Here is a 12523-nt window from a genome sequence, read left to right as displayed (position 1 = left end):
GATAATCCGATGATCGAACGCGCGTCTCAGCCAGCCAATGTTCCGCCGCCGAGCCGTGCCACGACGTCCGCGGGGGACATCATCTGGCGGGCGCCGTCGCTGCGGGTCTTCACCTCAACCTTGCCCTCGGCAAGGCCCTTGGGGCCGACCATGATCTGCCAGGGGATGCCGATGAGGTCGGCCGTGGCGAACTTGCCGCCGGCACGCTGCTCGGTGTCGTCGTAGAGCACGTCGACCCCCTTGGCGAGGAGATCGCGATAGAGCTGCTCGCAGGCAGCATCTGTGTCGGAGCCGCCCTGCTTCAGGTTGAGGATCACGGCGCGGAACGGAGCGACCTCCTCCGGCCATCTGATGCCGGCGTCGTCGTGGCAGGCCTCGATGATCGCACCAGCCAGCCGTGACACGCCGACTCCATAGGAGCCGCCGTGGATGGCCACCTCCGCCCCGTCGGGGCCCGCGACCAGCGCCTTCATCGGCTCGGAATATTTGGTGCCGAAATAGAAGATCTGGCCGACCTCGATGCCGCGGGTATGGACCCGCCGCTCAGCCGGCACCTCGGCTTCGAAGCGGGCGGCGTCATGGACGTCCTCGGTCGCCGCATAGAGCGACGTCCATTGCTTGATGATCGGCGTCAGGTCGCCGTCATAATCGACGGAGGCCGGAGGGATCGGCAGGTCGAGCACATTGCGGTCGCAGTAGACGCCGGATTCACCGGTCTCCGCGAGCACGATGAACTCATGGCTGAGATCGCCCCCGATCGGACCGGTCTCGGCGCGCATCGGGATGCCCTTCAGGCCCATCCGCGCGAAGGTGCGCAGATAGGCGACGAACATCTTGTTGTAGGCGCGCCGCGCGCCGGCTTCGTCGAGGTCGAACGAATAGGCGTCCTTCATCAGGAATTCGCGGCCGCGCATCACGCCGAAGCGGGGACGCTGCTCGTCGCGGAATTTCCATTGGATATGATAGAGATTGAGCGGCAGGTTACGGTAGGACTTCACATAGGCACGGAAGATCTCCGTGATCATTTCCTCGTTGGTCGGCCCGTACAACAACTCACGCTTGTGGCGGTCGCTGATGCGCAGCATCTCCGGACCGTAGGCATCGTAGCGGCCACTCTCGCGCCAGAGATCGGCGAGTTGCAATGTCGGCATCAGCAGTTCCAGCGCGCCGGCGCGGTTCTGCTCCTCGCGCACGATCTGCTCGATCTTCTTCAGCACCTTGAAGCCCAGCGGCAGCCAGGCGTAGATGCCGGCCGCCTCCTGCCGCAGCATGCCGGCGCGCAGCATCAACCGGTGCGAGACGATCTCGGCTTCCTTCGGATTTTCTTTCAGAATGGGCAGGAAAAACCGCGACAGACGCATGGGCGAGGCCTTCGAGATTCGGTTCGGGCTGGCGCAGTCAAACCGGATCAGGCGGCAAAACACAAGGCTGGGTTTGAGAAAAAGCGGCTAAGCCGCCGGATTCCCAATCAATTTACCGGTTTCCCTGAAGTGGAGGATGAACCCCGCCGCGGCGCCATCTCAAGGCTGGCCGCGGCGCGGCCAGCCTTGATCCCCTCGCCCGGACCGTCCTAGCGCGACCGTCCCTGCTCCGAGGACCATTTGTCGAGATCGCTGATCTCGGCGCTGCCTTCGATGGTCGAGACGACGCCCTCGCGGGTCACGAGCATCGTGCGCGGAATGTCGCCCTGCCAGGACGGATCGATCTCGAACCGGAGGCGCTCCACATAGCCGTCGGCGAAAATGAAGTTCTCCGCCGTGGAGAGACCGGCCTTGTCCAGCATGGCCTGGGTCGCGGCATTCAGATTGGGCACGAGGTCGGCGCTGACCGTGACCACGTCGATCTCGGGATGATCGAACATGAACTTGCCGAGCTGCGGCAGCTCGATCTTGCAGGGGCCGCAGGTGACGCCCCAGAAATGGATCAGGGTCGGACGACCCGCATGGGCCCGCAGCACCTCGCGCCACGTGCCGCGCTCGAACGGCTTGAGCGATGGCGGCGCTGCGGTGCTCGACGCCGTCAAGGCGACGAGGCCAAAGATCGCAAGGGCAGCGAATGCGCGTTTCATGACTCATCTCCGATCGGCTGCAACCGATAGCCGTCCGACTTGGTCATCCAGGACAGGAAGATCTGCTTGCCACGGGCGACCAGCAGCGGATGATCCGACGCATTGTCCGTGCTGGCAACGGCGCGCGGCTTCGACCACGTCTCGCCATCGTCCCGCGATTGCATTCCCATCACCGTGGTGCGCTCGCCGTCGAACTCCTTCCACACCAGCGTCGTGCTGTCCTGGGTCGCGAGCACATAGGGTCGCGTCGGATTGCGGTCGGCCTGGCCGATCGCCATCGGCTCCGAGAACGTCCGGCCGCCATCGCGCGAATGCGCGTAGAACAGCCCCTTACGAACCTTGCCGCTGGTGAACCAGGCGACATGATAGGTGCCCGCCGGCGCCACGGTCAGGCTCGGCCCCTGATGCGGGCAGGCCTTGATCTGCCAATCATCGGTGCTGACCCGGTGGACCTCGCCGGGGGTGCCGAGATCACTGAACGTGATCACGGCATGGTCGCGCACGCTGCCATCGAAAATGTTGCGGAACATCACGACCGGACGACCCGGCCCCGCGAACGCAAGCCCGAGCCGGCAACATTCGCAGGTGTTGTCCTGGGCGAGCGTCGCTTCGGCGTAGGTGGCACCGCCATCGCGCGACGACGAGAAGAACAGCCCTGCGCCCTCATAGGAACGCCCGGCGGCCTTCGCCGGCGCCCGGTTGCGCTTGTCGAGCCAGGCCACGAAGACGGTGCCATCCTGGTCGAAAGCCAGCGCCTCGAAGCGCTGGCTTTCGTTGCTGGCCGTGATCGGGCGAACCGCTGCGAAGCTTTTGCCACCGTCCTCCGACCTGGAGTACAGCACCTGCCCGTTGAAGGATTGGTCGCGGAAAATCGAGAACGCAACCGCAACCGCGCCCTTGCCATCGACCACCAGCTTCGGCCGAGCATCGGGCCCCCAGTCGAGGTTGAGCTGCTGCTCGGTGACCGGCACGGTGGCGGAATACGTTTTCCCGCCGTCGGACGAGCTCGCAACCGAGATCCGTCCTCCGGCCATCCAAACGAGCCAGAGCTTGCCGTCGCCAGCGAAGAACGGCGTCACCTTGGTTGCGCATCGGAGCTCAGTGCCCTCGCATGCAGCGTCAGATCCGTGCTGGTGCGCCATCTGGGCTCGAGCGGTGAGCGGACAGAGCAAGGCAATCGCCAGTCCAACGAGGCCGCTTCGAAGTCGTGACGTCCTTATCATTTCGGTCCTCATCGGAATGCCACCTTCATGCCGGCCAAAAAGGCGCGCGGTGAGCCGGCGTAGATCGTCCCGGTGCCCGCCAGTCCCTGCACGCCGGCGCCCGTCACCGTATTCTGCAGGTTGTTTGCGGAGGCGATGTAGGTGCGGTCGAACACATTGCGGACCTCGAAGAAGACGTTCATCGACTTGAACGTATCCGAGGCAAGCTCGGTCTTGTAGTGGACGTTCAGATTGACGAGCTCATAGCCCGGTGCCTTCAGCAGATTGGCGTTGTCCATATAGAAGGAATCCTTCCACTGGACCTCGACGAAGGCACCAAGCCCCGCGAGCCTCCCGCTATGGTGATCGTATCCGAGCCGTGCGGTCAGCTCGTTCGGCGAGATGCCGGGAATCTTGTTGCCAACGCGGTTGAAGCTGAACAGCTTCGAGCCGCCCGCAAGGTTCTCGGTATATTCAGTGTAGACTTGGTCGAGGTAGGTGTAGGCAGTGGTGAACCGCCAGCCCGGCAGGAACCGCCAATCGGCCGCCAATTCGACGCCGCGATGCTCCGAGCGCGGTGCGTTGAAGGTGTAGGAGGTGTTCTGCGTCCCCGTGACGGCCTGGGTGACGATCTCGTTGCGGAAGAACTCGTAGAAGCCCGTCGCGCTGAGGGTCAGAGACCGGTTCGGCGTCCAGTCGAAACCCACGTCGTAGCCCAGATTGGTCTGCGACTTCAGTTGGGTGTTGTTGCCGAAATCGCCGGTTGGCAACACGAACAGGTTCGAGACCTGCGGCGTGCCATAGCCGGTGGCAACGCGGGCGCGCAGCAGCCAGTCGCTGTTCACGCGGTAGAGCAGCGCCAGCTCGGGAGCGAGATTGTCGAACTGCCGGTCCGCCGTCGTGATCGTCGTCGTTGTCGTCGCGCCGTAGGTATAGGCGGTGTTCACGCCGCGCAGATGGGTACGCTCCCAGCCGAGACCGGCCACCGCCGTCAGTGCCGCTGTCAGCTTGAGCTCCTCGCGCGCCCGCAGGCCGTAGTTGGTGGTCTCGCTCCAGGTGTTGGCCGAGAGGCCGCCGAGCGCCGCGTTGCCGCCGGGCACGACGAAGCGCGTATCTCCGGATGCGGTCAGCGTGTTGTAGAATGCGCCGAAGAAGGCGGTCGATTCCAGCCCGAAGATCTCACCCCGCCTGGTGATGTCGCTCATGTAGTTGTAGGACGGATAATCGCCGATCGCGCTGGTCGAGCCGGTCGGCTGGCTGATGTTGCGGTCGTCGAACACGAACTGATTGCGCCAGCTCGTGTTGTTGTCGAAGTCGTGCTCCCAGCGCCCGCCCACGATGGTGCGGCGGTCGTTACGGCCGAGCCCGGCTTGCAGCGCGGTCTCCTGGTCCACCCCGCCGAGCGTATTGAGGCCGTTCTTGTTGAGCCCAACAGCCGCGCAGCCGGCTGCCCTGGAGGCCCAGGTGGTGCAGCCCTGCTGATACGGGTTTTGATAGTATTGGCTCAGCGTGTAACGGAGCGGCAGCCGCGTGACCAGGTCGTTGTTGATGATCTTGACCGTGAAGCGGTCGTCGGGCGTCACCTTGTAGGTGCCGAGGAAGTTGACGGTCTGGGTGTTGAACCAGCTGTTGCCGAGATAGCCGTCGCCGCGGACGTCGCTGGTGAACAGCGAGCCCTCGAAATTGCCGACCTTCTTGCCGAACGTCATGTAGTTGCTGAGATAGCCGAAGCTGCCGCCTTCGCTGCCGATCTCCGCGCCGTCGATGCTGCCGCCCGGACGGGTGCGGAAATTGATCGCGCCTCCGGTCGCATAGTTGCCGTAGAGCGCCGAGGACGGCCCGCGGATCACGTCGACCGCACCGTAGGCGTGGGGATCGATCAGGTCGCTGCGCGACAGCCCGTCCGGCTGCGTGACGGGAAAGCCATCCTCGAACAGCGCGATGTTGCGGATGCCGAAGCCGTTGCGGGCATTGGAGCCGCGGATCGAGATGCCGAGATCGCGCGGTCCGTTGCCCTGCTTGAGCGAGACGCCGGGGCTTTCGCGCAGGATGTCGCCGACGGAAAACGCAGGCCGGTCATCGTAGCGGCTGCGGTCGATCGTGGTCGCGGTCTGGCCGGACGGCGACTGGCTGAGCTGGCTGCGAGCGGCGCCGGCACCCGAGGCTGGGTCGGACACCGCTCCTCCCTGCCCGGAGCTGCTGGCCACGGATGCGGCAGGCGGCTTCGGCACGTGAGTGCGGACGGATGTTGCCTGCGCGATCGGCTTGCGCACGGCCCGTTGTGGCGCGGCGCGCGGCGCGTCGACGGTGACGGACGGCAATTCCTTCTCGGTCTCGGCGCTCGCGATCGTGGCCGATTGCAGCAGCATGAGCTGCAGGGCGAGCACGCTCACACCACCAAGGGCATGACGACGGAACATGTTTGACTTCCCCGATGCCGGCTGCACGGCCGGTCTTCCTGGTTCAGAACGGATTGGCGCGCTGCTGCGGCGCCGATGACGATTTCTGTGCTCAGGAAAGGAAGGGAGGTCCTCTTGGTTGCGCCTGTGCCCGGGCGAGCAGATGAACGAGGCGGAGCTCGCGCGCAGTCCAGACGATGGACGCCGTCAGACGCAGCGGAGCCGCATCGAATGGCGCGGGCGGCGCGTCGAGCGCCGCGGCAGCGTGCAGCACGCAGCACATGACGCAGTCGAGGCCGCAGGCGGTGCGGTCGGTATCGCCATTCGATGGCGCCGCATCCGTCTCGGCATGACAGATCACCGCCCCGCCGAACGGATCGGCCTTCGCGATCGTCACAGCCATCATGGCGGACGCCGCCACTGGCGCCAGCACCTGCAACAGCACTGCTAGCAGGGCGACCGGCAGATATCGGCCGAGCTTTCGACGGAAGCGGGCGGCAGGCCCCCGAGCACGGCCGACCGCCACCAGCCGGCTCGCGAGCGAACCGGCTGTCATGGCAGCCTTCACCACCCGTTGCATCGAGACCAGCCTCTCCGTCGGAGTCGCAGTGCGCCCGGCCTACATCTTCATGCCGGAATGATCGTGCTGCTTCATCATGCTGCCGCCCTCGCCGCCCGGCCCCTTGGCGCCGACCGCCTGCACCTCGAGCGTCACGGACACCTTGCCGGCCTTCTCGAACTCCAGCGTGACCGGCAGCTTGTCGCCCTGCTTCAGCGGGCTCTTCAGATCCATCAGCATCAGGTGATAGCCGCCCGGCGCCAGCGCGACGGTCTTGCCCGGCTCGATCGTGAGTCCCTTATCCAGCGGACGCATGGTCATGACGCCGTTGGTGACAGCCATCTCGTGAATCTCGACTCGCCCGGCGACGTCGCCCGTCACTGCGACGAGGCGGTCCGGCGCGCTGCCCTTGTTCTCGATGGTCAGATAGCCGGCGCCCGTCTTGGCGCCGCCCGGCGTGGCGCGGCTCCATGGCTGGGTGATGACGAGGTCACCGGCCTTCACGTCCGCGGCGAAGGCGGCAGAAGATCCTCCCAACAGGAGAGCGAATGCAAGCAGAGAGCGTCCGAGGAAGGTCATGTCGGTTATCCTTTTCTTGGCGGCAATGCGCCAGCAGCTCGATCGATTGGCACGTGTCCGCGCGCCAGTCACGGCCGAGCAGACAACGCACGGTGGTTATGCGATTTGGGAGATAAGGGCCGCACAGCAGCCAGCGCGTCACGCTGCGGGCGGAGCCCTTGCCTGCGCGTTCGAGAAGGCCTTGCTGATCCGGCCCGCCGGATCACCGGCGCGCCACACGACCTCGCCCGATTCCCGTTGCGGCGTGGCGATGGCGGACAGCTCCGGCCCATCCAGTGTGACCGGCTGCGCCAGGCAGCACAGCGAACAGCTGTGGAGCGCGGGCTTCGCCGGCGACTCATCGTCCACCAACTGGGAACCAGACTGGCTGTGGCAGATTTCGAGGCCGCGCAGCGGATCAGCCGCGGCTGAAGCCGCCGCCCAGGCAGCACCGATCGGCGCCAGGATCTGCACCATCAGTGCGATCAGCATGATCGGGAGAAACGCCTGCAGCCGCTGCCGCATCAAAGCCTGCCAAATGAACTGAATTCTTGTGCCCGAGCGAACGCCAGGAGTCGAGGTCGCGCAAGGCACAGTCGGCACATTTCGCCAGCGGTCGTTGATTAAGAACAATCCCGTCGCAACCGATGGGCTGGCCGCTTTCACGGTAATTCAGCACCCATCACGAGAAAACACGAAAATAAAACTCGTCAATTGCAAGCACTTACCGATCATTTCAGAGAGTGCGCGAATTTTGAACAATCGTTGCCGAAAAGGATGACAAACGCAAAAAGATCGTCTACGAATTTGGGCCTCAGGCTAACGCTTGCGGAAGTCTGGTGGTCCAAGTCTCGGGAGGAGCCCTGGCGCGCAACAAGCAGCGTCACCCCGCTTAACAAGATCAAATCTGAACTTGCGGGATATCTAAAGGGTCGACACAATTTCCGAGCAGGGCCCGCTGCCCTGCTCTATTTTTTTGCAGTCGTCGCAGCGCGCCACAATATTTCCCGTTAACGGTATCGCGGGCCGGATGAACGCCGCCTGAACACGCAATCACATCAGGCCACCGCAGCCGTCGCAAAGCGCGCCAATGGAGCACGCCACCGCGCCTTGGCCGCTGGCCAGGGCAGTGTCACCGACAGCGGCTCGCGGCCGGTCACGGTCCAGCGCAGCACACCATCATCGATCGCGAGAATGCCCGCCGCCTCGGCCGGATCGCCCGAGATGAACGTCTCGGTCAACGACTGCAAGGTCAGATGCGGTGTGCCATCGACCGTCGTCAGGGTATTCCAATGAACATGGCCGGCGAGCGCGACGATCGGGCACGGCGCGTTCGCGATGGCCGTGCGGATTGCGTCGGTCTCGGCATAGGCCGCGTGTCCCTGATTGGCTTCGAAGTAGTAGTTGCCGATCTGAGCATGCCCTGACAATGGCACGTGGCTGACGAGCAAGGTTGGACGATCATCCTGCGCGAGCAGTTCGACCAGCGCGTCGAGATCGCCTGCGGAGAGGCGAAGGCCGCGCGTCGGCGTGAGAGTCACGTCGGGTTGCCAGAACACGCACCTGACATCGCCGATGATCAGGGCGCGCGACCCGCTCGGACGATCCATGATCGCTTCATTGTCGGCGAGACTGAGCAATGCGACATCATGATTGCCGCTGACGTGATGATGCGTCGGCGCAAGCTTTGCAAAACACATCGCGACATCGCTTTGCAGCAGACGATCGCGCTCGGGATCTTCGTCAGAAATCCGGTCGCCGAGATCGATGACCGCATCGATGTTTTCGGCGTTCACCTCCGTGACGAAGCGCTCGAGCAATTGCAGCGCCGCCGATCCCCGCTTCGTTGGTGTATCCCGGCCGTGATGGATGTCGGCGATCACGGCAATGCGTGTCGTGGCCAAAGGCTCTCTCCCAAGCTGCGCTGCCGCGTACCACGAGCACATCACGGTTTTCTGACATCGCGCGTGCGCCGCGATAGTCGCTCGGTGCAACGCACAACATCCGGCTGTGGCGTGATCAATGGGGTTGTGAAACACTGCTGTTCTCGGCGGCGCGATCAATGACGCCGCCGGACAACGATGGGACAGGGAGCACGGGATGTCCGGCACTAAAAGAACGTCCACGACGAGGCGCGATCTTCTCCAGGCGGCGACGGCCGCGGGCTCTGCGGCGGCCCTTCTCGCCGGCTTCGGCATCAATCCGGCGATGGCCGCCGAGATGGGCCGCTCCGAAAAGCCCCTCAAGGCGGCCTTCTCCAATGCCGGCCTGCAGGCGACCTGGTGCGCCCAGGGCAAGCAGGCTGCGGAATGGTGGGGCAAGCTGCTCAATGTCGAGGTCACCTGGTTCGACGGTCAGCTCGATGCGGTGAAGCAGCGCGCCGCGATCGACAACATGGCGTCGCAGAAGTGGGATTTCGTCGCCATCCAGGCGTTCGGCATCGGAACCCTGACCCAGCCGGTGCAGAAGATGATCGATGCCGGCATTCCCGTGATCGACATGGACACGCTGATCGCGCCGCTGGATCAGATCAATGTGCACTCGTTCCTGGCGCCCGACAATGAGTTCATGGGCGCATCGGTCACGCAGGCTCTGGCGACTGCGATGGGCGGCAAGGGCAAGATCATCATGACGCAGGGCGCGCTCGGCCACACCGGCGCGCAGGGCCGCGCCAAGGGCTTCAATTCGGTGATCAAACAGTTCCCGAACATCGAGGTGCTGGACACGCAGCCGGCCGACTGGGACGTGTCGAAGGCGGCACGGCTGTGGGAGACCTATCTCACCAAATACCCGCAGATCGACGCGGCGTTCTTCCACAATGACGACATGGCGCTCGCCGCCTACAACATCATGAAGGCGCGCAACCGCACCAACATCCTGATCGGCGGCGTCGACGCCATGCCGCCGGCGATCCAGGCGGTCAGCGAGGGCCGCATGTTCGCGACCGTCCGCAATCCGTCCTGCCGTATTCATGGCGGCGCGATCGTCGCAGGCGTCGCCGCGGTCACCGCCGGCGAGAAGAGCGGCCAGGGCATTCCGAAGCACGTCATCACCGATGGGCCCGTCGTGACCAAGGCCAATGCCGCCGGCATGCAATGGATGGAGGATCACTTCCTGATCTGAAGTCCCTCCCCATGTCGAACAGCCGCCCGCCTCTTCTGGAATTGCAGGACATCACCAAGTCGTTCGGCGGCGTCACCGCGTTGCGCGGCGTCGACTTCACGCTTCGCCCCGGCGAGATCCATGGTCTCGTCGGGGAGAACGGCGCCGGCAAGAGCACGCTGATGAAGATCATCGCCGGCGTGCACACCGGCTTCTCCGGCCGTTTCCTGCTCGACGGCCGCGAGGTTCATTTCAACTCCGTGCGGGACGCCCGTGCGGCCGGCATCGCCATGGTGCATCAGGAGCTCAGCGTCGCACCTGATCTCACGGTTGCCGAGAACGTGTTTCTCGGCAACCAGCCGACCAATGCCCTCGGTATCGTGCAGTGGCGCCGGATGGCGCGCGAGGCCGCCGAACAGCTCAAGAAGCTCGGGATCGACGCCGATCCGATGAGCCGGCTCGGCGATCTCCCGATCGGACTGCAGCAACTGATCGAGATCGCGCGTGTGCTGTTCTCAGGCGCGCGCATCATCATCCTGGACGAGCCGACCTCGGCGCTGTCACCGCCCGAGGTCGAACGGCTGTTCGCGACCTTGCGCGCGCTACGCGAGCAGGGCACCGGAATCATCTTCATCTCGCACTTCATCGAAGACATTCTGCTCATCTCCGATGAGGTGACCGTCTTCCGCAACGGTCGCAAGATCATGGAGACACGTGCGGCCGATACCAGCAAGGCGGCGCTGATCGAGGCCATGATCGGCAAGGGCCGCGATGCGCTGGAGGACAGCTACACCCACGACATCACCCTGCCCGCGCCGCCGGCCGACAAGCCGGTGGTGGTCGAGGCCGCGGGCCTGTCGCTGGCGCGCAACTTGAAGCGCGTCTCATTTTCGGTGCATGCCGGAGAGGTGCTCGGCATCTACGGCTTCATGGGCTGCGGCCAGCTCGAGCTGGCGCGGATCCTATTCGGCAAGCTCGCGCCCGACGCCGGCGAGCTGCGCGTCTCGGGCGAGCGCAACCGCTTCAAGAGCACGGCGGATGCGCGCCGCGCCGGCATCGCCTTCGTGCCCGAGAGCCGCCGCGACATGCTGTTCCTGCAGGAGCCCGTCTACAAGAACGTCTCGATCAGCATCCTCGACCGGATCAACGCGGTGCTGCTGAAGCCGGCGCGCGAGCGCGCGCTCGCGAAGCGCCAGGTCGAGCAGTTGCAGATCCGTCCCGCCGACGTCGAGATCGACCTTGGCCTGCTCTCGGGCGGCAACCAGCAGAAGGTCGCGCTGGCCAAATGGCTCAGCCACCCGCCCCGGCTCCTGGTGCTGTGCGAGCCGACCCGCGGCATGGATGTTGGCGCCAAGAGCGACGTGATCCAGATCGTGCGGAAACTGCGCGACCAGGGCATTGCCGTCATCGTGCTCTCGACGGAGCCGGAGACTGTCCTGTCACTGGCCGATCGCGTCATCGTGCTCAAGCGCGGCGAGGTCGTGCGCGAATTCGCCGGCGAGACCATCAGCAAAGACCGTCTGCTCGAGGCGGCGTAGGGAGATTGTCATGGCGCATGGCGAGACCGTTCCGATGCCGGAGGCGCAACCGCGACGCGCCGGCGGGGTCGCAGCGCTGCTGCGCTCGCAGATGCGCAACATCGCGCCATTCCTGACGCTGATCTTCCTCACCGCGTTCTTCGCAATCGCGAGTCCATCCTTCGCCACGCTCGACAATGTCGGCAACATCCTGACCCAGGTGTCGGTGACCGGCATCATCGCGGTCGGACTGACCTTCGTGATCCTGTGCGCCGAGATCGACCTGTCGATCGCTGCCATCGCGAACGTGACCGGCATCGCGGTGGCCTATTTCACCTTGCAGGAGTCCTACGTCAACATCGCCAATTTGCCGATGCCCGGCTTTGCCGCCATCCTGCTCGCGCTGGCGCTGTGCGCGCTGCTTGGCGTGGTCAACGCCTTCGGCCTGACCGTGATCGGCATTCCCTCCTTCATCATGACGCTCGCGATGATGCAGATCGCCGCAGGCATTTCGGCCATGCTGGTGCGCGGCCAGATCGCCTACAAGGTGCCGCCCATCATCACGACGCTCGGCTCCGGCTCCGTCGCGGGCGTGCCCTGGATCGTGATCGTGGCCGCCCTGATGCTGTTGCTCGGTCACCTCGTGCTGACCTACACGCGGTTCGGCCGCTACGTCTACATGGTCGGCGGCAACCGCGAGGCGGCGGAATATTCGGGGCTGAACGTCAAGCTGATCCTCGGCAGCGTCATGGTGATCTCGGCCGTCTGCTCGGGGATCGGCGGCATGCTCGGCGTGGCGCATTTCGGCAGCGCGCAGCAGAACGAGTTCGACACCTACCTGCTGGATTCGATCGCCGCCGTTGTGGTCGGCGGCACCAGCCTGTTCGGCGGCCGCGGCGGCATCGGCAACACCATCGTCGGCCTGTTCGTGCTCGGCGTGCTCAACAACGGCCTCGACCACGTCAACATCGACAGCTTCCTGAAGATTCTGATCCGCGGCCTGATCCTGCTCGCCGCGCTGGTGATCAACGTCTACGCGCAGCGGCTGCGCGCCAAGGCGGCGGATTGAGCGTGTGTCGTAGGGCGGTCGCGTGCCCACCATCGAGCTACGTGGCACG

General features: G+C 64.8%; 11 protein-coding genes. 3 read left to right on the top strand and 8 right to left on the bottom strand.

Annotated features, from left to right (window positions below):
- Positions 1-26: 26 nt before the first annotated feature.
- The 8 genes from proS to QX039_RS10060 all read right to left on the bottom strand — a co-directional run bounded on the left by proS (position 27) and on the right by QX039_RS10060 (position 8849).
- The gene (proS, locus tag QX039_RS10095) at positions 27-1361 is read right to left on the bottom strand and encodes a proline--tRNA ligase (protein WP_315738247.1); all 1335 of its coding nucleotides are present in this window, start codon (positions 1359-1361) and stop codon (positions 27-29) included.
- Positions 1362-1570: 209 nt separating this feature from the next.
- Positions 1571-2068 carry a TlpA disulfide reductase family protein gene (locus QX039_RS10090; protein ID WP_315770847.1) on the bottom strand — a complete coding sequence of 166 codons (498 nt, stop codon included), beginning with the start codon at positions 2066-2068 and terminating at the stop codon, positions 1571-1573.
- Positions 2065-3291: a sialidase family protein gene (locus tag QX039_RS10085; RefSeq protein ID WP_315770849.1), complete on the bottom strand. Its 1227-nt coding sequence runs from the start codon at positions 3289-3291 to the stop codon at positions 2065-2067. Before QX039_RS10085 ends, QX039_RS10090 begins: the two co-directional genes overlap by 4 nt.
- A gap of 8 nt (positions 3292-3299) precedes the next feature.
- On the bottom strand, positions 3300-5690 hold the full coding sequence (locus QX039_RS10080) for a TonB-dependent receptor family protein (RefSeq protein WP_315770851.1): 2391 nt from the start codon (positions 5688-5690) through the stop codon (positions 3300-3302).
- A 91-nt stretch (positions 5691-5781) separates the two neighbouring features.
- Positions 5782-6225 (bottom strand): DUF2946 family protein, encoded by a 444-nt coding sequence (locus QX039_RS10075; RefSeq protein ID WP_315770853.1) that lies wholly within the window; start codon positions 6223-6225, stop codon positions 5782-5784.
- A 63-nt stretch (positions 6226-6288) separates the two neighbouring features.
- Entirely contained in the window at positions 6289-6807 is a 519-nt protein-coding gene (locus QX039_RS10070) for a copper chaperone PCu(A)C (RefSeq protein ID WP_315770855.1), read from the bottom strand.
- Positions 6808-6945: 138 nt separating this feature from the next.
- On the bottom strand, positions 6946-7311 hold the full coding sequence (locus QX039_RS10065) for a DUF2946 family protein (protein WP_315770857.1): 366 nt from the start codon (positions 7309-7311) through the stop codon (positions 6946-6948).
- Positions 7312-7844: 533 nt separating this feature from the next.
- Entirely contained in the window at positions 7845-8849 is a 1005-nt protein-coding gene (locus tag QX039_RS10060; protein ID WP_315738254.1) for a metallophosphoesterase family protein, read from the bottom strand.
- Positions 8850-8886: 37 nt separating this feature from the next.
- Here QX039_RS10060 and QX039_RS10055 point away from each other — a divergent pair, with 37 nt between their 5' ends.
- Genes QX039_RS10055 through QX039_RS10045 form a run of 3 tightly spaced genes read left to right on the top strand, consistent with a single transcriptional unit; the run spans position 8887 to position 12474 of the window.
- The gene (locus tag QX039_RS10055) at positions 8887-9909 is read left to right on the top strand and encodes a sugar ABC transporter substrate-binding protein (protein WP_315738255.1); all 1023 of its coding nucleotides are present in this window, start codon (positions 8887-8889) and stop codon (positions 9907-9909) included.
- An 11-nt stretch (positions 9910-9920) separates the two neighbouring features.
- Positions 9921-11426, top strand: coding sequence for a sugar ABC transporter ATP-binding protein (locus tag QX039_RS10050; protein ID WP_315738256.1), 1506 nt, complete (start codon positions 9921-9923; stop codon positions 11424-11426).
- A 10-nt stretch (positions 11427-11436) separates the two neighbouring features.
- Positions 11437-12474: an ABC transporter permease gene (locus tag QX039_RS10045; RefSeq protein ID WP_315738257.1), complete on the top strand. Its 1038-nt coding sequence runs from the start codon at positions 11437-11439 to the stop codon at positions 12472-12474.
- Positions 12475-12523: the final 49 nt, after the last annotated feature.

It is taken from the genome of Bradyrhizobium sp. SZCCHNR1043 (assembly GCF_032489675.1).
GTDB lineage: Bacteria > Pseudomonadota > Alphaproteobacteria > Rhizobiales > Xanthobacteraceae > Bradyrhizobium.
This window is presented reverse-complemented; position numbering and strand designations above follow the sequence as displayed.